This window comes from Pseudomonas sp. GL_103 (assembly GCF_057835175.1).
The window spans coordinates 4,366,381-4,390,195 of sequence record NZ_CM174420.1 but is presented as its reverse complement, the minus strand read 5'-3'; the positions used below and the strand labels follow the sequence as shown (position 1 = coordinate 4,390,195).

At 61.4% G+C, this 23,815-nt stretch carries 18 protein-coding genes; 12 read left to right on the top strand and 6 right to left on the bottom strand.

What is annotated here, in order from left to right; translation table 11 throughout:
• Window positions 1–4: 4 nt before the first annotated feature.
• Window positions 5–1,978: a MacB family efflux pump subunit gene (locus AC3IP0_RS19710; protein WP_489316678.1), complete on the bottom strand. Its 1,974-nt coding sequence runs from the start codon at window positions 1,976–1,978 to the stop codon at window positions 5–7.
• Window positions 1,979–3,151: an efflux RND transporter periplasmic adaptor subunit gene (locus tag AC3IP0_RS19705; RefSeq protein ID WP_489316677.1), complete on the bottom strand. Its 1,173-nt coding sequence runs from the start codon at window positions 3,149–3,151 to the stop codon at window positions 1,979–1,981.
• Window positions 3,152–3,568: 417 nt separating this feature from the next.
• Here AC3IP0_RS19705 and AC3IP0_RS19700 point away from each other — a divergent pair, with 417 nt between their 5' ends.
• From AC3IP0_RS19700 to AC3IP0_RS19670, 7 genes are all read left to right on the top strand, one after another.
• Window positions 3,569–4,051 carry a sigma-70 family RNA polymerase sigma factor gene (locus AC3IP0_RS19700; RefSeq protein ID WP_489316676.1) on the top strand — a complete coding sequence of 161 codons (483 nt, stop codon included), beginning with the start codon at window positions 3,569–3,571 and terminating at the stop codon, window positions 4,049–4,051.
• Window positions 4,052–4,185: 134 nt separating this feature from the next.
• Complete coding sequence (locus AC3IP0_RS19695) at window positions 4,186–5,523, top strand: lysine N(6)-hydroxylase/L-ornithine N(5)-oxygenase family protein (protein WP_489325688.1); 1,338 nt, start codon at window positions 4,186–4,188, stop codon at window positions 5,521–5,523.
• A 570-nt stretch (window positions 5,524–6,093) separates the two neighbouring features.
• Window positions 6,094–8,808: a magnesium-translocating P-type ATPase gene (gene mgtA / locus AC3IP0_RS19690; protein WP_489325687.1), complete on the top strand. Its 2,715-nt coding sequence runs from the start codon at window positions 6,094–6,096 to the stop codon at window positions 8,806–8,808.
• Between the two features lie 151 nt (window positions 8,809–8,959).
• Window positions 8,960–9,676 (top strand): MgtC/SapB family protein, encoded by a 717-nt coding sequence (locus AC3IP0_RS19685; RefSeq protein WP_102672669.1) that lies wholly within the window; start codon window positions 8,960–8,962, stop codon window positions 9,674–9,676.
• A gap of 105 nt (window positions 9,677–9,781) precedes the next feature.
• On the top strand, window positions 9,782–10,183 hold the full coding sequence (locus AC3IP0_RS19680; RefSeq protein WP_489316673.1) for an ANTAR domain-containing protein: 402 nt from the start codon (window positions 9,782–9,784) through the stop codon (window positions 10,181–10,183).
• A gap of 108 nt (window positions 10,184–10,291) precedes the next feature.
• Window positions 10,292–10,918, top strand: coding sequence for a response regulator (locus tag AC3IP0_RS19675; protein WP_489316672.1), 627 nt, complete (start codon window positions 10,292–10,294; stop codon window positions 10,916–10,918).
• Window positions 10,919–14,146 carry a transporter substrate-binding domain-containing protein gene (locus AC3IP0_RS19670; RefSeq protein WP_489325685.1) on the top strand — a complete coding sequence of 1,076 codons (3,228 nt, stop codon included), beginning with the start codon at window positions 10,919–10,921 and terminating at the stop codon, window positions 14,144–14,146.
• Window positions 14,147–14,149: 3 nt separating this feature from the next.
• On the opposite strand, the gene dkgB is transcribed toward AC3IP0_RS19670, so the two are convergent.
• Window positions 14,150–14,953 carry a 2,5-didehydrogluconate reductase DkgB gene (dkgB, locus tag AC3IP0_RS19665; RefSeq protein ID WP_489325684.1) on the bottom strand — a complete coding sequence of 268 codons (804 nt, stop codon included), beginning with the start codon at window positions 14,951–14,953 and terminating at the stop codon, window positions 14,150–14,152.
• A gap of 229 nt (window positions 14,954–15,182) precedes the next feature.
• Window positions 15,183–16,091: a LysR substrate-binding domain-containing protein gene (locus AC3IP0_RS19660; protein ID WP_489325683.1), complete on the bottom strand. Its 909-nt coding sequence runs from the start codon at window positions 16,089–16,091 to the stop codon at window positions 15,183–15,185.
• Window positions 16,092–16,195: 104 nt separating this feature from the next.
• Here AC3IP0_RS19660 and AC3IP0_RS19655 point away from each other — a divergent pair, with 104 nt between their 5' ends.
• The 5 genes from AC3IP0_RS19655 to AC3IP0_RS19635 all read left to right on the top strand — a co-directional run bounded on the left by AC3IP0_RS19655 (window position 16,196) and on the right by AC3IP0_RS19635 (window position 20,849).
• Complete coding sequence (locus AC3IP0_RS19655) at window positions 16,196–17,062, top strand: pirin family protein (protein ID WP_489316669.1); 867 nt, start codon at window positions 16,196–16,198, stop codon at window positions 17,060–17,062.
• A 93-nt stretch (window positions 17,063–17,155) separates the two neighbouring features.
• Entirely contained in the window at window positions 17,156–17,839 is a 684-nt protein-coding gene (locus AC3IP0_RS19650) for an isochorismatase family protein (RefSeq protein WP_489325681.1), read from the top strand.
• A 56-nt stretch (window positions 17,840–17,895) separates the two neighbouring features.
• Complete coding sequence (gene ycaC / locus AC3IP0_RS19645) at window positions 17,896–18,522, top strand: isochorismate family cysteine hydrolase YcaC (RefSeq protein WP_095942550.1); 627 nt, start codon at window positions 17,896–17,898, stop codon at window positions 18,520–18,522.
• A gap of 220 nt (window positions 18,523–18,742) precedes the next feature.
• Window positions 18,743–20,185, top strand: a complete 1,443-nt coding sequence (locus AC3IP0_RS19640) for a cyclic nucleotide-binding domain-containing protein (RefSeq protein ID WP_489325680.1) — start codon at window positions 18,743–18,745, stop codon at window positions 20,183–20,185.
• Window positions 20,186–20,408: 223 nt separating this feature from the next.
• Window positions 20,409–20,849, top strand: a complete 441-nt coding sequence (locus tag AC3IP0_RS19635) for a carboxymuconolactone decarboxylase family protein (protein WP_489316667.1) — start codon at window positions 20,409–20,411, stop codon at window positions 20,847–20,849.
• A 12-nt stretch (window positions 20,850–20,861) separates the two neighbouring features.
• On the opposite strand, the gene AC3IP0_RS19630 is transcribed toward AC3IP0_RS19635, so the two are convergent.
• Both AC3IP0_RS19630 and AC3IP0_RS19625 read right to left on the bottom strand, forming a co-directional pair.
• On the bottom strand, window positions 20,862–22,454 hold the full coding sequence (locus tag AC3IP0_RS19630) for a DHA2 family efflux MFS transporter permease subunit (protein WP_489325678.1): 1,593 nt from the start codon (window positions 22,452–22,454) through the stop codon (window positions 20,862–20,864).
• Complete coding sequence (locus tag AC3IP0_RS19625; RefSeq protein ID WP_489325676.1) at window positions 22,451–23,572, bottom strand: HlyD family secretion protein; 1,122 nt, start codon at window positions 23,570–23,572, stop codon at window positions 22,451–22,453. Before AC3IP0_RS19625 ends, AC3IP0_RS19630 begins: the two co-directional genes overlap by 4 nt.
• Between the last annotated feature and the right edge of the window lie 243 nt (window positions 23,573–23,815).

Below are 23,815 nucleotides of genomic sequence, written 5' to 3'. Positions count from 1 at the left end.
TCGATCATTCACTGGTAAGGGCCGTGACCGGGTCGAGTCGGGCAGCCTTGCGGGCCGGCATGTAGCCGAAAACGACACCGGTGACCAGGGCGCAGCCGAAAGCGCCCAGCACCGCTATCAGGGAGAACGCGACAGCGACTTCGCTGAAAATCAGCACGCCACCGACGATCAACGCCAGGGCAATCCCGGTGAGGCCGCCCACCACCGAAAGCATCACCGCTTCGGTGAGGAACTGGCGCAGGATGTCGCGCTGGCGGGCACCGGTGGCCATGCGGATACCGATCTCGCGAGTCCGCTCGCGCACGGTCATGAGCATGATGTTCATCACGCCGATCCCGCCCACCAGCAGCGAAATCGCCGCAATCGAGCCGAGCATCAGCGACAGGGTATTTTGCGTGCGCGCCTCGGCCTGGATCATCGCCGCGTTGTTGGTCAGTTCGAAATCGTGCTTGCCGTCGTGCAGGCGCAGCATCAGTTGCTCGATGGCTTTTTCGGTCTCCTTGACCTTGCGCGCATCGGCGGCGGCGATGGCGATGTACTCGGGATTGTGGGTGCCGAACAGCCGAACGCTGGCGGCGGAGTAGGGGATGGCGATACGGTCGTCGCTGTCGGAGTCGCCGGAGCTGGCGCCTTTTTCCGCGAGCACGCCGACCACCTGGAAGGGCACGTTTTCGATCAGGATGTACTGGCCGATCGGGTTGGCCACGTCCTTGAGCAATTTGCTCCGCACCTTGTGCCCGATCACCGCGACCGCCGCGGCGTTCTGTTCATCGGCGTGGGTGAAGTAGCTGCCTTCGACCACCGGCCAGTTGAAAATGGCCGGGAAGTTGGTGTCGTTGCCACCGACGTAGCTCAAGTGGTCGAGGTTGCCAAAGCGCACCCCGGCCTCCTGGCCGTTGACCGGCATGATCCGCATCACCTGGGGCAAACTGGCAATCGCCGCGACCTCATCGAGGGTGACGATGCCCATGGGCGTGCGCGGGTTGGGCGCCGAGCCGCTGAGGTAAATGATGTTGGAACCGAACGCGCCCATCTGCGCCATCACCTGGCGCTTGCTGCCTTCGCCGACGGCCAGCATCACCACCACCGAGGCCACGCCTATGATGATCCCGAGCAGGGTCAGCGCGGTGCGGAACTTGTTGATCCACATCACTCGCCACGCCGCGTGCACGGCATCGACCAATTCACCTTTCCAGGCGCCGGTGGCTTCGGCGCCTTCGCTCAGGCGCTTGCGCAAATCGACGGCTTGCAGGGCGCCGGGGTTGGCCGAGTTTTGTGCGGTCGGGTTTTCGTCGGCGCTGTCGCTGATGATCTCGCCGTCGCGAATTTCGATGATGCGTTTGGCCCGGGCCGCCACTTCGCGGTCGTGGGTAATGAGGATCACCACGTGGCCCTGGCTCGCCAGTTCGTCGAGCAGGGCCATGACCTCGGCGCCGCTGTGGCTGTCGAGGGCTCCTGTGGGTTCGTCGGCCAGGATGATGTGGCCGCCATTCATCAACGCGCGGGCTATCGACACCCGTTGCTGCTGCCCGCCGGAGAGTTGATGGGGGCGGTTGCCGGTGCGCGAAGCCAGGCCGAGGCGCTCGAGCAGGGCGGCGGCGCGGGCGTGGCGTTCGGCGGCGGGTAAGCCTGCGTAGATCGCCGGCATCTCGACGTTTTCCTGGGCCGAACCGGAGGGAATCAGGTGGTAGCCCTGGAACACAAACCCGAAGGCTTCACGCCGCAGCCAGGCCAGTTCGTCACTGTCCAGCGCAGCGACGTTTTCCCCGGCGAAGCGGTATTCGCCCGAGGTCGGGCGGTCGAGGCAGCCGAGGATGTTCATCAGCGTCGATTTGCCGGAGCCGGAAGCACCGACAATCGCGACGAACTCCCCGGCATGGATCGACAGGTCGATGCCACGCAGCACGTGGACTTCAGGCGCGTCGCCACCGCCGTAGGCTTTGCGGATGTCCGAAAGGTCGATCAGGGGCGTGTGCATTCAGCCGCCACTCCCGTCGACCGGGCCGATCAACAGGTGATCGCCTTCTTGCAGGCCGTCGAGGATCTGTACCCGCAGGCGGTCGCTGATGCCTGTGCGCACGTTGCGCTGCTCGATGCTGCCGTTACTGGCGACCACTTGCGCGGTCTGCTGGTCTGTCTGCGTACCGGCCTGCAGGGCGGCGATGGGTGCGGTGAGTACGTTCTGCGCCTGATTGGCGACGAAAAACACCTGGGTGGTCATTTCCGCCATCAGCGCGTTGTCGGCGTTGTCGACGTCCAGCAACACGGTGTACAGCACCACGCGGGCACTCCCGCTTTTGCTGGTGCTGGCGGGGCTGCCGCCGCCCTGGCTGGTCTGGTCCAGCGGCTTGGGCGGGACGGGGAGAATTTGCCGCACGGTGCTGGTCCAGCGCCGGGTGCCGCCGCTCAGGGTGGTGAACCAGGCGTGCATGCCGGGTTTGACGTGGCCGATGTCGGCTTCCGAGACCTCGGCCCACACGGTCATCGGCGACAGTTTGGCGATGCGCAGGATCAGCGGTGTCTGCTGCTGGGCGTTGAGGGTCTGGCCTTCCCGGGCATCCAGCGCCACGACGGTGCCGGCCATTGGTGCATAGATCCGCGTGTAGCCGAGCTCCGCCTGATCACTGCGCAGGCTGGCTTCGGCCTGGCGGATCTGCGCCTGGAACATGTCGACCCGTGCCTGGGTGGCGCGCAGTTCGGCCTGGGCGGTCTGCACGTCTTCCTCACGGGTGGCGCCGCCGGCGGCGAGGTTCTGTTGACGCTGGTATTTCTGCCGGGCCAGGTCGTGTTGCGCCCGCTGTTCCTGCAGCTGCGCCTTGAGATTTTCGACGGAGAAGCGCCCTGCATCGAGTTTGGCCTGTTGCGTGGACGGGTCGATTTCCACCAGCAACTGGCCTTCCTTGACCACGTCGCCGACTTCCACGTGGATTTTCTGAATCTGCCCGGAGGCCTGGGCGCCGACGTCGACATAACGCCGCGGTTGCAGGGTGCCCAATGCGGTGACGCTGCTTTCAATGTCGGCGCGGCTGACCTGGACGGTGGCGAACCCGTCGCGGCCCGGCGGGATGAACTGCCAGGCGGCGACGGCAACCACGGGGATCAGACAAAGTGCTGCAAGCAGGGCGCGTCGGGTCTGTCGGGGACGTTTCATGCAGGGTTCCGGCCTAGGAAAATCGGCCCGTCGTGCAGCCGCGGGACGATGGCTGAACGCTGTCGGCAGGGCCGGACAGGGACGGGGAGCTGTCCTGTAAACGATGAACCGGGCGGGAAATTTAACCGGCGACACAAGGTGTAACACCTGTAGGAGCTGCCGAAGGCTGCGATCTTTTGATTTTCGACGTAGCTGAAAACGCTGAGGATCGCAGCCTGCGGCAGCTCCTACCCTCAGAGCGGTGCACAGCCGCTAGACCATGACTATTTATCGGGCAAGGCGACGCAGTACTTTAAATCTATATGAGAATTACTATAAATTACGCGACTCGAACTGCCACTATCGTGCCACTGTGTGATTCAGCAGTCGCCGAAACGGCTCAAGGACAGAAACCGCACCCCCGTGCGGACGGGAGTCATGTTGGAAAACTACTATCGCGAACTGGTGTGTTTCCTGAACGCCAGGCTGGGCAACCGTCAGGTGGCCGAAGATGTGGTGCATGACGCTTACCTGCGGGTCCTGGAGCGTTCCAGTGATACGCCGATCGAGCAGCCCCGGGCATTCCTTTATCGCACCGCCCTCAACCTGGTTATCGACGACCATCGACGCAACACCCTGCGCCAGGCCGAACCCCTGGACGTGCTCGACAATGAGGAGCGCTATTTCACCCCATCGCCGCAAAACGTGCTCGATCAAGGCCAGCGCCTGGAAATGCTCCAGAGTGCCCTGGCGGAGTTGCCGAGGCTGTGCCGCGAGAGTTTCCTGCTGCGCAAGATCGAAGGCCTATCCCATCCGCAGATTGCCGAGCAACTGGGCATTTCCCGGGCAATGGTCGAGAAGCACATTGTCAACGCCATGAAGCATTGCCGTATACGGATGCGACAGTGGGACGCCCAGTGATCCTGCGCGGTTAAATTTTTTTTCACGGTCCTCGTTCCTACTCAACAGACGACCTGTTGTGCGGCCCTTGGCGGGTCAGGTCACTTAGGTTCAATGCCCCCGCCTTTGAGGGGAACATCCAGAGGACACTGGAAATGACACAGGCAATTGCTTCGCCCCTCGTTCACGACCTGATCGGCGTCGGTTTCGGCCCGTCGAACCTGGCACTGGCCATCGCGCTGCAAGAGCGCGGGGCGAGCCAGGGCAACCTGGATGTGCTGTTCCTCGACAAGCAGGCCGACTACCGCTGGCACGGCAACACCCTGGTGACCCAGAGCGAGTTGCAGATTTCCTTCCTCAAGGACCTGGTGACCCTGCGCAATCCAACCAGCCCTTACTCGTTCGTCAATTACCTCAAGGCCCACGGGCGCCTGGTGGACTTCATCAACCTGGGCACCTTCTATCCGTGCCGCATGGAGTACAACGACTACCTGCGCTGGGTTGCCGGGCAGTTCACCGCGCAAAGCCGCTACGGCGAAGAGGTGCTGACCATCGAGCCGGTGCTGCACAACCATCAGGTCGAGGCGTTGCGGGTGATTTCCCGCGATGCGAGCGGGCATCAACAGGTGCGCACCACCCGTTCGGTGGTGGTCAGCGCCGGTGGCACGCCACGCATTCCCGAGGTGTTCAAGGCGCTCAAGGATGACGGCCGGGTGTTCCATCACTCCCAGTACCTGGCGCAGATGGCCAAGCAGCCGTGCGTGGACAACCGGCCGATGAGCATTGCGATCATCGGTGGCGGGCAGAGCGCGGCGGAGGCCTTCATCGATTTGAACGACAGCTTCCCGTCGGTGCAGGTGGACATGATCCTGCGCGGCTCGGCACTCAAGCCGGCCGACGACAGCCCCTTCGTCAACGAAGTGTTTTCGCCGGAGTTCACCGACCTGGTGTTCCAGCAGCCAGACAGCGAGCGCGAGCGGCTGGTGAACGAGTACCACAACACCAACTACTCGGTGGTGGACATCGATCTGATCGAGCGCATCTACGGCATCTTCTATCGGCAGAAAGTCTCGGGCATCGCCCGTCATGCGTTCCACACCCTGACCATGATCGAAAAGGCCACCGCCAACGAACGGGGCATCGAACTGGTATTGCGCAACAACGCCACCGGCGAAGTCTCGGTGCGTCACTACGATGCCGTGGTGCTGGCCACCGGTTACGAGCGGCAGATGCACCGCAAGCTGCTGGCACCGCTGGAAGAGTACCTGGGCGATTTCGAGGTCGATCGCCACTACAAACTGATCACCGATGAACGCTGCAAGGCCGGCCTCTACATGCAGGGCTTCTGCCAGGCCAGCCATGGGCTGAGCGACACCTTGCTGTCGATCCTGCCGATTCGTGCCGATGAGATTGCAGGCTCTTTGTATGAGCATGGCAAGCATCGCGGGCAGGGGCGGTCGGTGGTGGATTTGTTGTTGGCGACGGCGAGCTAGGATCTTCAGCGCCTGTCAGGCCGCCTTCGCGAGCAAGCCCGCTCCCACATTTTGACCTGTGTTCGCAGATCAATTGTGGGAGCGGGCTTGCTCGCGAAGGGGCCATCACAAACACCACCAAACTTGAATCCTGAACCCTTCCTGAAGAACCCCGCGATTCCCCCTGCAAGCTTTTGTAACGGGTTTACTCTCCAAACATCGGGGCGTAAGCTTCGCGCGTTTTCATCCATTACGGAGACCCACAGTGGGTACTTGTTCGAGTGACAGTTGTCGGCCGGTCTCGGTAACCGGCATTTTCTCGGCAAGATAACGCGCAGTCTCCTGTGCCGTTGTCTCGCCGACAAGCGAGCAGCGGCATCCCGATCATGGCCCGTCCCGGCCGTGTCCCGACGTCCCTCTCATCGACGCTGAACAGTGCGTGGTTTCGACTTTTTGTCGTGGCCGCCGCTCTATCGACACGCCTGTCATTCGTGACCGGCGTGCCAGGCCTTGCTTTGCCGGTTGTTCCGGCGGCAGTGGCGTGGACCTGCCTGCTCGACGGTTTCCCGGCTGACCAAAGGGGCACCAGCCATGAAACTTACCCTCAAGGAATTCTTCGCAGGTTTCCTGCGTAACCGCCACATCGCCCGGCACTTTCGTCGCCTGGCGTTGCTGGAAACCTTCACCGACACTACGGTCAGCCGTGAAGTCCCGCCCACCCTGGCGCAAACCCTGGTGGCCGCTGCCGGCAGCGACACCGGTCAATTGCTCAACACCCTGGGCAGTCACACCGACGGCTTGAGCGAACTCGAAGCCGATGCCCTGCGCGAGCAATTCGGCCTCAATGAAGTCGAGCACGAACAACCGCTGCCGTGGTGGACGCACCTGTGGCACTGCTACAAGAATCCGTTCAACCTGCTGCTGACGTTGCTGGCGGTAATCTCCTGGCTGACCGAAGACATGAAAGCCGCCATCGTGATTTTCTCCATGGTGGTGCTCTCGACCTTGCTGCGCTTCTGGCAGGAAACCAAATCCAACCAGGCCGCCGATGCCCTCAAGGCGATGGTCAGCAACACCGCCACGGTAATGCGCCGGGACCTTGAGGACCGCGGCGCGCAGCGTATCGAATTGCCGATCAGGCAACTGGTGCCGGGCGACCTGATCGTGCTGTCGGCCGGTGACATGATTCCGGCCGATTGCCGGGTGCTCAGCGCCAAGGACCTGTTCGTCAGCCAGGCGGCCATGACCGGTGAATCGATGCCGGTGGAAAAGTTTCCCCGCCAGCAGGACCGCGACACACTCAACCCCCTGGACCTGGACAACATCCTGTTCATGGGCACCAACGTGGTGTCCGGCACGGCCATGGCGGTGATCCTCACCACCGGCAACAGCACCTATTTCGGTGCCCTGGCCCAGCGCGTGGGTGCAACCGACCGGGCGCCGACTTCGTTCCAGACCGGGGTCAACAAAGTCAGCTGGCTGCTGATCCGCTTTATGTTCGTGATGGCGCCGCTGGTGTTGTTCATCAACGGTTTCACCAAGGGCGACTGGACCGAAGCGTTGCTGTTCGCGCTGTCGATTGCCGTGGGCCTGACCCCGGAAATGCTGCCGATGATCGTCACCTCGACCCTGGCCAAGGGCGCGGTGTTCCTGTCGCGCAAGAAAGTCATCGTCAAACGCCTCGACGCCATCCAGAACTTCGGCGCCATGGACGTGCTGTGCACCGACAAGACCGGCACCCTGACCCAGGACAAGATCTTCCTGGCGCGCAACGTCGACGTCTGGGGCAACGACTCGGATGACGTGCTGGAAATGGCCTACCTCAACAGCTACTACCAGACCGGCCTGAAAAACCTGCTGGATGTGGCGGTGCTCGAACATGTCGAGATCCATCGTGAGCTGAAAGTCGGCACGGCGTTTCGCAAGGTCGACGAGATTCCGTTCGACTTCACCCGCCGGCGCATGTCGGTGGTGGTCGCCGAGCGCGATCAGCCACACCTGCTGATCTGCAAGGGCGCGGTGGAGGAAGTGCTGGCGGTCTGCTCGCGGGTGCGTCACGGCGAAGTCGATGAAGTATTGACTGAAGAACTGCTGGCGCGCATCCGCCAGGTCACTGCCTCGTTCAACGCCGAGGGCTTGCGGGTGGTTGCGGTAGCGGCACGGCCAATGGCCAAAGGGCGCGACACCTACAGCCTGGCCGATGAACAGGCACTGACGCTGATCGGTTACGTGGCGTTTCTCGATCCGCCGAAAGAAAGCACCGCGCCCGCCCTCAAGGCTCTGGCTGCCCATGGCGTGGCGGTGAAAGTGCTGACCGGCGACAACGAACTGGTGACGGCGAAAATCTGCCGCGAAGTCGGCCTGGAGCAGCAAGGCCTGCTGATGGGCAACGACATCGAACGCATGAGCGATGCCGAGTTGGCGAAGGCGGTGGAAACCACCAACGTCTTTGCCAAGCTGACGCCATCGCACAAGGAGCGCATCGTCCGGCTGCTCAAGGGCAACGGCCATGTGGTCGGTTTCATGGGCGACGGCATCAACGACGCCCCGGCCCTGCGCACCGCCGACATCGGTATTTCGGTGGACAGCGCGGTGGACATCGCCAAGGAAGCGGCCGACATCATCCTGCTGGAAAAGAGCCTGATGGTGCTGGAGGAGGGCGTGCTGGAAGGGCGCCGGACCTTCGCCAACATGCTCAAGTACATCAAGATGACCGCCAGTTCTAACTTCGGCAACGTGTTCTCGGTGCTGGTGGCCAGTGCGTTCATTCCGTTCCTGCCGATGCTGCCGATGCACCTGCTGGTGCAGAACCTGCTCTATGACATTTCGCAGATCGCCATCCCGTTCGATAACGTCGATGACGAAATGCTCAAGCAACCGCAACGCTGGCAACCGGCGGATGTCGGGCGCTTCATGCTGTTTTTCGGGCCGATCAGTTCGATCTTCGACATCACCACGTTCGCCTTGATGTGGTACGTGTTCGATGCCAACACCCCGGATCACCAGACCCTGTTCCAGTCCGGCTGGTTCGTGGTCGGGCTGCTGACCCAGACACTGATCGTGCACATGATCCGCACGCCGAAGATCCCGTTCCTGCAAAGCCGCGCGGCCATGCCGTTGCTGGTGATGACGGGATTGATCATGGCCGTGGGGATTTTCCTGCCGATGGGACCGCTGGCCCATTACTTCAAATTGCAGGCGTTGCCGTCGCTGTACTTCGTGTTCCTGCCGGTGATCCTGCTGGCGTACATGGCGCTGACCCAGGCGGTGAAGGGGTTCTACATTCGCCGGTTTGGCTGGCAATAAAGCCACAAGGCTGGCCAATCAACGCAGCCCCTGTGGGAGCGAGCTTGCTCGCGATGACTGAGTGTCAGTCGATATCCATGTCAACTGATACACCGCTATCGCGAGCAAGCTCGCTCCCACAGGGGATCGTGTGTTTTTCAAAGGATTCATCATGCAAGCACTTAACAACCTCAACCTGACTTCGCTGCTCGACACCCTGGTCAGCCTCAGCGCGGCCTTCATCCTCGGTGGCCTGATCGGTTTCGAACGCCAGTACCGGCAACGCACCGCCGGCCTGCGCACCAATGTGCTGGTGGCGGTGGGCGCGGCGATTTTCGTCGACATGGCCAACCGGCTTGCCGGTGCCGAAGGCGCCGTGCGGGTCGTAGCCTACGTGGTTTCCGGCATCGGCTTTCTCGGTGCCGGGGTGATCATGCGCGAAGAGGGCAATGTGCGCGGCCTCAATACGGCTGCCACGCTCTGGACCTCGGCGGCGGTCGGTGCCTGCGCCGGTGCCGACCTGCTGGCCGAGGCGCTGCTTGGCACCTTGTTTGTACTGGCGGCAAACACGCTGCTGCGGCCGATCGTCAACAACATCAACCGTCAGCCGCTGGATGTGATTTCGGCGGAAGTCACCAACATCGTCTATGTCATCGCTCGGCGCACCCAGCAGAAAACCGTGCTGGCCTTGCTCGAAGCCGAGCTGGAACGCAGCAACTACCCGGCCAGCGATGTCGATGTGCACGCCTTCGGCACGGATGAAATTGAAATCGAAGCCACCCTGGCCACCACCTCGGTCGATGGTGATGAACTGGATGCGCTGGTGGCACGGATTTCGACCTCGACCCTGGTGGTGCAGGCGTTCTGGAGTCCGAGTACCACGGAGTAAAGTCAGATTGACCGGCATTTATTTAGGAATATTCCTACATAAACCTAGGAAGGTCTTCCGTAGGCTTTGCGACCTCTTGAAACCGACATCCTTTTGGAGGTCACCATGCCGAACAAATCCTTGCGCATCCTGATCGCTGATGCGCAGCACTTCAACCGTCTGCGGATCGAGCGGCTGTTCAATCAGCTCGGCTACTTTCGCGTGGCACCGGTGCAGAGTCTCGACGAGCTCCTTCCACTGGTGGAGTACGGTTGCGAGCCTCTGGACCTGGTGCTCATCAATGGAGCGATGGCCAGCGAAGGGCTGGACCTGTTGAATTTCCTTGGCGACAACCCGCAGGTTCATCACGCGTTTATCTTCAACGGACAGCAGGCGTCGTTGTCGCCAGTCGCGGGCAATGTCCAGGTCAGCCAGGCCGCCCTGCCTGACCTGGCGTGCATCACGCAGTTGATGAACGTCGTCGATTGTCGGCTACCGTTCGTCGGAACTGTCATTTCTGTCAGGTAGTTCTTTCCAGCCTTCCATGCAAAAGTCTATGCGCAGCGTTGTGCCCAACCGCTGCGGTGCCTGGAGGGCATTTTTTGCCCGATCGTGTTGTTTTGCACGGGAGTTGTCATGAAGTCAGCACTGATTGTGGAAGATCATCCGGTGGTTCGCTCCATGATCAAACTCGTACTCAAGGGCGAGGGGTTCACGCAGATTTACGAGGCCTCTCGTGGCGATGAGGTCCTGGCGTTGATCCGGGAGCATCAACCGGATGTCGTGCTGCTTGATCTGGGCCTTCCCGGTGTGGCGGGGCTTGAGGTGATGGACCGTATCAAGGCCGAAAACACGCGATGTCGCGTGGTGGTGTTCACTTCACTGGAGGCCCAGTTCTATCAGGACCGCTGCATGCGTGCCGGGGCCGTTGCCTATGTTTCCAAGAGCAAGGACCTGGATGACTTGAAGGCGGCGGTGAATTCCGTGATGGCCGGCTATACCTATTTCGCCCAGATTCCCTCGAGCTCCGTGTCGATGGGGGAGTTGCAACGCAGCGAAAAGCAGTTGATCGAAAAGCTCTCCAATCGTGAGTTGACCATTTTGCAGTACCTGGCCCGGGGTTCGAAAAACCTGGAAATCGCCGAGATCATGCACCTGAGCTACAAGACCGTCAGTACCTACAAGACCCGGCTCACCCTCAAGCTCAATGTGAGCTCGTCGGTGCACTTGAGGGATTTCGCCCTGCGCAATCATCTGATCTGAATGAACGCACTCCGACGACTGGCAGGTGGGGTGCTGATCGGCCTTTTTCTCTGGGCATCGACGGTCTGTGCACAACAGTCGTTGACCCTGTTGGGGCGCTCGAGCGTCGAAGGCCTGAGCGTCAGGTTGTCGCAAACCGAGTTGCGCTGGCTACAGCAAAAGGGCCGATTGGTGCTGGCTGTCTCGGCGCCGGACTATCCCCCCTTTGAGTTCAACACGGCGGGCAAGGTATTCGAAGGCGTGACCGCCGATTACGCCGGGTTGCTCGAACAATTGTTGAACATCGTCATCGAGGTCCGACGTTATCCGTCGCGGGCCGACGCGGTGCAGGCCATCAAGGAAGGGCAGGCAGACCTGCTGGGAACGGCCAATCGGTTTGAAGCCGAAGATCCACAGCTACAGATGTCCAGTGCCTATGCGGTCGATCAACCGGTGCTGGTCACCCGCACCGATTTCCCTCCGGTGCTCGACCCGACACTGGCCGGCAAGCGGCTGGTGATGCTCTATCACTACCTGCCCGAATACAGCGTGCAACAGTTCTATTCCAGGGCGCAGGTCCAGTTGTTTCCCTCGACACTGGCGGCGATGGGCGCCGTGGCTTTCGGCCAGGCCGATGTCTATCTGGGGGATGCGATCAACGCCCATTACCTGATCAGCAGGAATAACCTGAACAACGTGCAACTGACGGACTTCTCGCCCATGGAGTCCGGGCGTTTTGCCTTTGCGATGGCACGCGACAACGAATCGCTGTTGCGCATCGTCAACAAGGCGCTGGCGGCCATCACCACCAATGAACAAATGAACATCCTGCGTCGTTGGGGGGCAAACGGGGTGTCAATCCCCGGCACCCAATCATTGCAATTGAGCGTGGCCGAACAACACTGGCTCGAACGCCACCCGCGGGTGAAGGTCGCGATCAACGAAAATATCCCGCCGATTTCTTTTATCGACAGCGAAGGCAAGTTCCGCGGTATTGGCGTCGATGTGCTGATGAAAATCAGTTTGCGCACCGGCTTGCAATTTGACATCCAGGGCATGAAGTCGGTGGCCGAGATGATGACCGCCATCAAGAGCGGGCAGATCGATGTACTGGCCGGTATCGGACTCAGTTCCCAGCGTGAAGATGAATTGCTGTTCACCCGCGCGTTCCTGAGCAGCCCTTCGGTGCTGGTGACCCGCGTGGATACGGACAGCCCCAGGACGCTGGAAGACATGGCGGGAAGGACGTTGGCGCTGACCCGGGGCAACATTGTTGGCGAGTACCTTCGCCAGCATTACCCGCAGATCCAGTTGGTGGATGCGCCCCTGTCGACGGACGCTATGGAAATGGTCGACCAGGGCAAGGCCCAGGGCGGCATCAACTCCTTGATCAGCGCCCGTTACCTGATTTCCCGGCAGTATCGCGATCGCCTGCAAGTGACCAGCACCGTGGGCACCGACCCTGCACGAAGTACCCTGGCGACCAGTCGCGAGGCCACTGAGCTGCATTCGATCCTGGACAAGGCGCTGTTGAGCATCCCACCCGAAGAAATTGACGAGCTGACCCAACCCTGGCGCTATGACGCGATGGTCGAGCAAAGTTACTGGCTGCGACACCGGCAGGCGATCGTGCAGGCGTTTGCGGTGGCGGGTGTCTTGCTGTTGCTCGCGTTGGCCGGGATCGTCTGGCAGCGGCGGCAGATTCGCCAGCGTCAGCAATTGCTCGGGCAATTGCAGGAAGCCAAGGACGCGGCGGACGACGCCAACCGGGCCAAGACCACGTTCCTGGCCACCATGAGCCATGAAATCCGCACGCCGATGAACGCGTTGATCGGCATGCTCGAACTGGCGCTGAAACGGGCCGATGAGGGGGAGACCGACCGCGCCGCCATCGAGGTGGCGTCCAACGCCGGGCAGCAGTTGCTGGATTTGATCGGCGACATTCTGGACGTCGCCCGGATCGAGTCCGGGCATTTGTCGCTGGCGCCTGAGCGGGTCAATCTGCACGCGCTGGTGACGTCGGTCTGCCGGGTTTTCGAAGGGTTGGCGATACAGAAGAATCTGCAGTGGCGGGTCGAACTCGACGAGCACAGTGACCGCGACGTGATGCTCGATCCCACGCGCTTCAAACAGGTGCTGTCCAATCTGCTGAGCAACGCGATCAAGTTCACCCGAGAGGGCCAGGTGAGCCTGACGTTGCGAGTGCGACCTCAAGCCCTGGCGCACCTCGCCGTCAGCGTACAAATCGAAGACAGCGGCATCGGCATCAGCGCTTTCGACCAGCAACGCCTGTTCAGCCCGTTCGTGCAGGCCGGCAACAACCAGCAGAGCGCCCGGCAAGGTTCCGGCCTGGGCCTGGTGATCAGTCGTACCCTGTGCGAAATGATGGGCGGTCGGTTGCAACTCGACAGTGAGCTCGGGCGCGGGACGCGGGTGGACATCAGCCTGGTGCTGCCTGCCCTGCAAGCGTTACCCGCGGGGGGCAAGCCCCTGGAGCCGGCGCAACTCACGACCCGGGCGTTGTCGATTCTGGTGGTCGACGATTATCCGGCCAATCGCCTGTTGCTTTCGCGGCAGCTGAGCTACCTGGGCCATCGCGTGGTGCTGGCTGAAGACGGGGTGCAGGGGCTTGAACAGTGGCGCGGGCAAGGGTTCGATCTGGTCATCACCGACTGCAACATGCCGCAGCTCAGTGGTTACGAATTGGCGGGTGCGATACGCGAGCAAGAGCGGGTGCAGGGGTTGTCGTCGACGCTGATTCTGGGCTTTACCGCCAATGCGCAGGCTGAGGAGAAGGCCCGGTGCCAGGCGGCGGGCATGGACGATTGCCTGTTCAAGCCCATTCGCCTGGTGGATTTGCAGGCGTGGCTGGCCCAGCGGTTTTCCAGCGCACCCTCAACGGCTATCGACGACCATGGCGTCGCCGAGTTCGATTTGAGTGGGCTGGAACGCTATGCGGATGCGGACCGTGAGCTGATCGATCAACTGTTGCACGACCTGGCGCTGACCAACCGCGAGGACCGCGTGCATTTGCTGGCCTTGCACGCCGGCGGCAATCGCCCGGGCTTGCAGGAGCTGGTACACCGGATCAAGGGCGGGGCGCTGATGGTGCGAGCACTTGCCCTGGTCGAGTGTTGCGAACAACTGGAGCGGGCGTGCAATGACGGCCGCGCGGCACTGATCGACGACGCCGTCGACCAGTTGCAGCAAGCCATGGCCCGTCTGGACCAGCGTCTGGGGCAGGATTGAGGCTCAATCCCAGTTCGGTGCGATGCCTTTGGGACTGGTCAACCGGTGGCCGCGATCCAGTGTTGCGATCAAGGCCATGTCGGCCTCACTCAAGGTCAGCTCGCGAGCCTTCAAGTTGCTTTCGAGGTTGGCCCGACGCGTGGAAGACGGGATCACCGCGTAACCCGATTGCATGGCCCAGGCCAGGGTGACCTGCGCCGGAGTCGCGTGCAGGCGTTCGGCGATCTGCTGGATGAGCGGGTCCTTGAGGACTTCGCCGTAGGCCAGGGTCATGTACGAGGTGATGCCGATGCCCTGGCTTTTTGCGAAGGCGACGACGTTGCGGTTTTGCAGGTACGGGTGCAGTTCGATCTGGTGGGTGGCGATGTGCTCGGCACCGATGGCCGCGATCGCCTGTTTCATCAGGTCGATGGTGAAGTTGGACACGCCGATCTGCCGGGTCAGGCCCAGGCGTTTGGCTTCGAGCAGGGCGCCCATGAACTCTTCGACCGGCACTTGATCGTCCGGCGACGGCCAGTGGATCAGGGTCAGGTCCAGGCAGTCGGTCTGCAGTTTGCGCAGGCTTTCTTTCAGGCTGTCGATCAGGCGATCACCGGCCAGGTTGGCGACCCAGATTTTGCTGGTGATGAACAACGCTTCCCGGGCGATGCCGCTGGCGGCGATAGCCTCGCCGACATCGGCTTCGTTCTCGTAGATTTGTGCGGTATCGATCACCCGGTAGCCGAGCGCCAGGGCGGTGCTCACCGAATCGATGACCACCTGGCCTTGCAAACGAAAGGTACCCAGGCCGAAGGCGGGAATAGACATCAATGACTCCAGAGGTTGCAGTGGGAATGGACGGCAGTATCCGTGCCTGCATCCGTGAGAAAAACCGCTGGATCGGCAAAGCAATGTTTACCGCAAGTCATGAATCGGGGCAGGAAGATGTGTTGATGGTGTTTGTACCGGCCTCATCGCGAGCAAGCTCGCTCCCACAGGGGATTTGTGGCGCATATAGATCCAATGTAGGAGCGAGCCTGCTCGCGATGGTCTGCCTTCAGGCAATATCACTGCGACTGAATTCTTCCCCGAGAAAATCGATCAACGTGCGCACCGAAGGCAGCAAGCCCCGGCGTGAGGGGAAGATCGCATGGATGACTCCGCTCTTCGGTGTCCAACCCGGCACCAGTTCCACCAGTTGCCCGGCAGCGATTTCATCGCGCACCACCACACTGGGCAGGTGCACGATGCCGATCCCGGCGAGTGCCGCATGGCGCAAGGCCAACAGGTCATCGGTGACCATGCGCGGTGCATGCCGGATCATCGCGGTGCTGCCGTCGGCCCCGAACAGTTCCCATTGATACTCGCGCTGCGCCGCGCCCCAGTGCAGGCTCGGCAAGCCGCTGAGGTCGGCCGGGGAGGCCGGTGTCGACAGGTGCGGTAAAAAGCTCGGGCTGCCGACCACGCTCTGGGTGCTGTTGCCCAGTACCTTCATCACCATGTCGGTGTTTTCCAGCGGCGGAAAACGTACCCGCAGGGCAATGTCGAAGCCTTCGTGAATCAGGTCGACCCGGCGGTTGGTGCTCTCGATGAACAACTCCACCAATGGGTACTTGAGCATGTAGCGGGTCAGCATCGGCCCGACCCAGGAATTGAGCAGCGCCGTCGGGCAACTGACACGCACCAGGCCTTGGGGCTCGGAGCGGTTGCGCTCGATCAGTTCGGCGGCGCTTTCTGCCTCCACCCGCATGGCCAGGCAGCGCTGGTAATAGGCCTGGCCGATTTCCGTCAATGAACAATGCCGGCTGGTGCGGTGCAGCAGGCGCACGCCGAGGCGTTCTTCAAGCTCGGCAATGCGTCGGCTGAGCTTGGACTTGGGCATGTCCAGTGCCCGGCCGGCCGCGGCGAAACCGTGATGCTCCACCACCTGGGTGAAGTAGTAGAGGGTGTTGAGGTCTTCCACCATCGTTCTCCAAATAGAACGCTAAAGCTGATTTTTGCAGTCTAGCGCACCAATGGTCACGGTTTTAAGCTTTGTCCATGGCTTCACTCACCTCATCAGGAGACACCATGAAAAACATCATCGGTATCTACACCAGTCCACGGACCCATTGGGTTGGCGACGGTTTTCCGGTTCGCACGCTGTTTTCCTACGACAACCTGGGCAAACACATCAGCCCGTTCCTGTTGCTGGATCACGCCGGCCCCGCTGAATTCACCCCGACCGGCGAGCGACGTGGCGTTGGTCAGCATCCTCACCGTGGCTTCGAAACCGTGACTATCGTTTACAAGGGCGAACTGGAGCACCGGGACTCCACCGGCAGCGGCGGCAAGATCGGCCCCGGCGATGTGCAATGGATGACCGCGGCCTCGGGGATCCTGCATGAAGAGTTTCACTCCGAAGGTTTCGCCAAGAGCGGTGGCACCCTGGAGATGGTGCAACTGTGGGTCAACCTGCCGGCCAGGGACAAAATGGCCGAGCCCGGCTACCAGACGATTCTCGACCGTGACATCCCGAGCATCGCCTTGCAGGACAACGCCGGCAGCCTGCGCCTGATCGCCGGTGAGTTCGACGGTCACAAGGGCGCGGCGCGCACCTTTACCCCGGTCGACGTGTGGGACATTCGTTTGAATGCCGGCAAGTTGCTCACCCTTGATCTGCATGAAGGGCGCAACACCGCACTGGTGGTACTGCGCGGCACGGTTCAGGTCAACGGCCTGGAATCGGTGCGCCAGGGGCAACTGGCCCTGTTCGACCGCAAGGGCGATCAGGTGACCCTCGAAGCCAGCGAAGACGCGGTGGTGCTGTTGCTCAGCGGCGAACCGATCGACGAGCCGATCGTCGGTCACGGCCCGTTCGTGATGAACACCGAGCAAGAAATCCACCAGGCCTTCGCCGACTTCCAGTCCGGTCGCTTCGGCCGGATGCACGGTTAATTCGCAGCGCTTTTACACCCGACTCTACACAGGATGAGTAGGCCGGTTTTCAGGCCAGGGATGGCTGTTGCCCAAAAGAAAGAGGAAACGCACATGAACACTGTCTACGCGGCCAACTTCAACGGCCAGAAACCGACCATCGACCCCAATGACAGCGCGATGCTGTTGATCGATCACCAGAGCGGACTGTTCCAGATCGTCAAGGACATGGACGTGCCCCAATTGCGCGCCAATGCCATTGCCCTGGCCAAGGCCGCGACCCTGCTGAAGATGCCGGTGATCACCACCGCTTCCGTTCCCCAGGGGCCGAACGGGCCGTTGATCCCGGAAATCCACGAGGCCGCACCCCATGCGCAGTACGTGGCGCGCAAAGGTGAAATCAACGCCTGGGACAACCCGGAGTTTCACGCGGCGGTCAAAGCCACCGGCAAGAAAACCCTGGTGATCGCCGGCACCTTGACCAGCGTGTGCCTGGCGTTCCCGTCCATCGCCGCCGTGCATGAAGGCTACAAGGTGTTTGCGGTGGTCGACGCCTCCGGCAACCACTCGAAACTGGCCACTGATCTGACTGTTGCCCGTTTGGCCCAGACCGGGGTGGTGCCGATCGACATCATGGCGACGCTCTCTGAGCTGCAAGGCTCGTGGAACCGTCCGGATGCCGAGCAGTGGGCCGCTGTCTACGCCCAGGCCATGCCGCATTATCAATTGCTGATCGAGAGTTACCTCAAGGCTCAGCAAGTGGCGAACGAACACGAGGCGCTGGACTCCCAGCGCTGACCGGTGACCCCACGCCGATTTCCATTCGGCATCGATAACACGCGAGGACTACTGCAATGACTACTTCCTATAAGCGTCTGGACAAGGACAATGCCGCGGTTCTGATGGTTGATCATCAGGCGGGCCTGCTGTCACTGGTGCGCGACATCGACCCGGATCGATTCAAGAACAACGTGCTGGCCCTGGCCGACCTGGCCAAGTACTTCAAGCTACCGACCATCCTCACCACCAGTTTCGAAACCGGTCCCAACGGACCGCTGGTGCCCGAGCTCAAGGCACTTTTTCCGGACGCGCCGTACATCGCTCGCCCGGGTCAGATCAACGCCTGGGACAATGAAGATTTCGTCAAGGCGATCAAGGCCACCGGCAAGAAACAACTGATCATCGCCGGTGTGGTAACGGAAGTGTGCGTGGCGTTCCCGGCGCTTTCGGCCCTGGCCGAGGGCTTTGAGGTGTTCGTGGTCACCGACGCGTCCGGCACTTTCAACGAACTGACCCGCGAATCGGCGTGGAACCGTATGACCGCTCAGGGCGCGCAACTGATGACCTGGTTCGGCCTGGCCTGTGAACTGCACCGCGACTGGCGCAACGATATCGAAGGGTTGGGCACATTGTTCTCCAACCATATTCCGGATTACCGCAACCTGATGACCAGCTACAGCACGCTGGCCAATAGCAAGTAACTTCGGCATCACGCATCCCCCCTGTGGGAGCGAGCTTGCTCGCGATAGCGGCCTGACAGTCAGAACATCAGTGACTGTTTTGCCGCCATCGCGAGCAAGCTCGCTCCCACAGGTTTTTTGGGTGTCCAGCAAGACGTGTTCATCCCGCCAAATCAATTGCTCCTACACTATGGCCAATCCATGCGATCTTCGCGTAATTGGCCCTGGCTGGAGTTGCTAGATGCTGTCATTGCTCACTGAACACCCGCTGATTTGCGCGATGGCGCTGATCCTGATCGATCTTGGGTTGTGGTACTTGCTCAGTGCCTTTGGCAGCGCCTGGCGGCTGTTGGTGCGGGTGGTGATTTTTTCGTTGTTCAGCCTCCTGTTGTTCAACGAAGGCCTGAACCCGATGGAGCCGCCGCCCTGGCCTGACAACGTACCCTTGCATCTGGCGGCCACCGGCTTGCAGATCGGCTGGTGGTTGTTCGGTGCGCGGACCCTGACCGTGCTGATCGGCGCGGTGATGATGCAACGGGTCGGGCATACCGGGCGATTGCTTCAGGATTTGCTCGGTGCAGTGATTTTCCTGATCGCGGTCATTGCCGCCCTGGCCTATGTGCTCGATCTGCCGGTCAAGGGCGTGCTGGCGACGTCCGGCGCGTTGGCGATCATTGTCGGCCTGGCCTTGCAAAGTACCCTCAGCGACGTGTTTTCCGGAATCGTCCTGAACACCACCAAGCCCTATCAGCTGGATGACTACATCTCCATCGATGGCATGGAGGGCAAGGTGACCGACATCGACTGGCGCGCCACGCGCCTGCAGACCTCCCAGGGTTGCATGGCGGTGATTCCCAACTCCCTGGCCGCCAAGGCCAAGATCATCAATTTCAGTCGGCCGAGCGATATGTTCGGCATCTCCGTTTCGTTGGAAGTGAGCCCCCACGCGCGGCCGAACACGGTGATCGAAGCCCTGGAGCGGGCCATGCAAGGTTGCCGCTTTCTGCTGGACACACCATCGCCAAATGTCGGCATGAAAAGTGCCAGCAACACTGGCGTGGTCTATGAAATCAGCGGATTTGTCGCGCAGATGGACCAGAAGCGTTCGGTGCGCAATCAACTGTTCGACCTGGCCTACCGGCACTTGCAGGCGTCCGGCGTGAACCTGCTGTCGAGCGTGGAGCCCAATCCGCCAGGCAACCTGTCGCGGGCCCGGGCGTTGCTCGACAGTTCGCCGATTTTCTCCACCCTGCGCCAGGAAGAGAAAGACACCTTCAGCCAGAACATGACCTTGCAATCGTTCCGCGCCGGGGAAACGATCCTGGAGGCGGGGGAGGTCAGTGATCACCTGTTTATCATCGAGTCCGGGGTGGTCACGGTGACGCTGACCCGGCACGGCGAACCTTTCGAATCCGGGAGAATGGGACCGGGGGAAGTGATAGGCGAAGCCGGGATCCTGGACGACAGCTCGGTGCCTGCGCAGTTTACCGCCAAGACTTTCTGTGGCCTGTACCGCATCGAAAAGTCCTACCTCAAGCCATGCCTGGATGCCCGTCACGACATCAGCGATGCAATGAAAACCTTGCTCGATTACCGGCTGCACAAGGCGAAAACCCTGACTCAGGACCTGCCGGTGGCGGTGGCGAAAAAGGGCTTTTTGCAGTGGTTGCGCAATCGGGTGTGAATGGCCGCTGCGCGGTTCGCGAGCAGGCTCGCTCCCACAGGGAAATGCGGTCAAATGTGGGAGCGAGCTTGCTCGCGATGACGGCAGTGAACTCACCAAAAGTGAAGAGTGAAACCCATCACACCCACGCCAATGGCCTCCTCGACTTCTGAAAGATTGGCTATTTGTGCAGACCGGTCGTGGGACTAACGTAGTGACACACCCACTTGCCCTGGAGCACACCATGAAACCCCGTATCGATTTCTACACCGCTTCCCCTGATGCCCTCAAAGCGATGATCGCCCTGGAAACAGCGGTGTCGAAGCTGCCGCTGGAAAAAAACCTGATCGAACTGGTCAAGCTGCGCACCTCGCAAATCAACGGCTGCGCCTTCTGCCTGGACATGCACAGCGCCGATGCACGCAAGGGTGGTGAGTCCGAGCGTCGCCTGGCGACACTGTCGGCCTGGCGCGAAACGCCGTTCTTCACCGAGCGTGAACGCGCCGCCCTGGCCTGGACCGAATCCCTGACCCTGATCAGCCAGACTCATGCCCCGGACGAAGACTATGAGCTGGCTACTGCCCAGTTCGATGCCAAGGAATTGGTCGACCTGACCGTCGCCATCACCACCATCAACGCCTGGAACCGCCTGGCCATCGGCTTTCGCAAAATGCCCCAGGCCTGACCCGCACAAGCATCAATGAGCATCGGCGCTCGGCGCGGCCGGTGGTTGCACCTTGCGCATCAGGGGCACCATCGCCGTGGCGATAATGAAGCAGACCATGATCATCAGGAACGCGTCGCCATAGGTTTGCGTCTGGGCTTCGCGGTAGGTCAGCAACCATAGCTGATGCAGGCTGGCGGTGACCCCGGCGTCACCGCTCTGGCCGAGGGCGGCGAAGTTGTTGCTGACCTGGGACAGCCATTGGTTGAGCGCCTCGTTGGTGCTGTTGAGGTTCTCCGCCAGCCGGGTGAAATGCAGGTTGGTGCGGTCGTTGAGGATGGTCGCGCACGCGGCGATGCCGATGGCCCCACCCAGGTTGCGCATCAGGTTGAACAACCCCGACGCATGCTTGAGCCGTGCCGGCGCCAGGCCGCCGAGGGTCAAGGTCACCGTCGGCGGCACCGCCAATTGCTGGGCAATCCCGCGCAGGGCTTGCGGCAGCATCAACTCTTTGGCCCCCCAGTCATGGGTGATCGGGCTGAAATCCCACATCGACAAGGCGAACAGCCCAAGGCCGGTCATCATGATCCAGCGCAGATCGACGCGGTTGGCCAGAAAGGCATACAGCGGAATCGCCATGATCTGGAACACCCCGGTGGAAAAAACCGCCAGACCAATGTCCAGCGCTCCGTAGCCGCGCACCCGGCCGAGGAACAGCGGCGTCAGGTAAATGGTGGCGAACAGGCCGATGCCGGTGACGAACGAGAAGAAACAGCCGAGGGCAAAATTGCGGTCCTTCAAGGCGCGCAGATCGACAATCGGGTTGGCCACATGCAGGGTCCGGCCGATAAACGCCAGCCCGGCCAGGCCGCTGATCCACGCGGTGGTCAGGATCGTGCGGTCGCTGAACCAGTTCCAGCGCGGGCCTTCTTCGAGGGTGTATTCCAGGCAGCCGAGGAACAGCGCCAGAAACACCATGCTCAAGTAATCCGCGCCTTTGAGCAGCGACAGTTCCGGCTGGTCGATTTTCACCAGCATCGGCACGGCCACGGCGACAAAGATGCCGGGGACCAGGTTGATGTAGAACAGCCAGTGCCAGGACGATATGTCGGTGATCCAGCCACCGATCACCGGTCCCAGGGTCGGTGCCAATGAGGCCACCGCGCCGATGGTCGCGGCGGCGATGACCCGTTGTTTGCCGGTGAAGAACACGAAGGCCGTGGTGAACACCAGTGGAATCATCGAGCCGCCCAGAAACCCTTGCAGGGCGCGGAAGGCGATCATGCTCTGGATGTTCCAGGCCAGGCCGCACAGCAGGCTGGTCAGGGTGAAACCCACCGCCGATGCGCAGAACAGCCAGCGCGTCGAAAATACCCGTGACAGCCAGCCCGACAGCGGGATCACGATGATTTCGGCGATCAGATAACTGGTTTGCACCCACGCGGTTTCGTCGGTGCCGGCGGAGAGCCCGCCGCCGATGTCACGCAACGAAGCCGAGACAATCTGGATGTCCAGCAGCGCAATGAACATGCCGATGCACATGCTGGCAAAAGCGAAGACCTTGGTCGCCGTCGCCATGTTCGCGGCATTGAACGGTTGTGCCGGGGCGGCGAGGGCGCTGCTCATGGCGCGCTGGCCACGGCTGGCGCTTCAGGCTCCTTGCGGGTGTCCACTTCTGCGGTCACCGACAACCCCGGACGCAGGTGGCCGAGCACACTGTCGGCCGGGTCGAGGTGAATCCGTACCGGCACCCGTTGCACGATCTTGGTGAAGTTGCCGGTGGCGTTTTCCGGTGGCAACACACTGAATTGCGAACCGCTGGCGGGGGCGAGGCTGTCCAGGTGACCGTGGAATTCCTGCCCCGACAGCACGTCGGCACGGATCACCACCCGTTGCCCCGGCACCATGTGTGCCAGTTGGTCTTCCTTGAAGTTGGCATCGACCCACAGACCGCTGGTCGGCACCACCGAGAGCAATTGCGAGCCGGCCTGGGCATAGGCGCCGACCCGTGCCCGGCGATTGCCGATCACACCGTCGACCGGTGCCTTCAGTTCGGTGTAGCCGACATTCAATTGCGCCAGGTCGCGCTCGGCCCTGGCCTGGATCAAGGCGGCCCGGGCTTGTTGTTTCTGGGTGTCGATCACATTCAACTGGCGCTGCGCGGCCAGCAATTCAGCCTGGGCGCGGTTGCTTTGGGCCTGGGCCGTCTTGAACGTGGCGTTGGCGCGCTGGGCGCTTTCCACCGAGACGGCGTTTGTGGTGACCAGTTTTTTGTAGCGGCTATCGTCGTCCCGGGAGCGGGCGGTTTCGGCACCGGCGGCGTCGATGCCGGCGCGGGCCTGGCCGATGACGGCCTGTTGCAGTTGTTCGGTGGCGTCGAGGTTGGCCAGCAGGGCTTCTTCGGCGGCCACCGCGCCTTCGGCCTTGGCCAGGTTGGCGCGGTAGTCGCGCGAATCGAGACGGATCAGCACGTCGCCAGCCTTGACCTTCTGGTTGTCGGTCACCAGCACTTCGTCGATGTAACCCGCCACTTTCGGCCCGATCACCGTTACGTCGCCGCCGATGTAGGCGTCGTCGGTTTCCTCGATGAAACGTCCGGCAGTCCACCAATGCGCGCCATACATACCAGCCAGCACCAGTGCTGCGATGCCCACTGTTGGCAACAGCAGGCGTTTGAGCAGGGGAGGTTTTGCCGGTTTCACCGGGGAGTCCAGATCGGGTTCTACGGTGGACATGCTGGTCATGGAGGGATACCTGTCAGGGCGGCGGTTAATTATGATAGCTGTAATATGATGTATGTAATATTTTGTGGCAAATGGTTTTTGCTGCCGGTCGTCAGGTGGAGTTCTGATCAGGAAGACTCATTCATGGCCGTTGTCGAGATGCCGAGGATTCTTTTGCTGTTGTAGGTAGAGTCTTAGGGCGTTGTGGCCTGCTGCATTATTCGGAAATACCCTACACGCTTATTAGAAGCGTCCTATATCAAC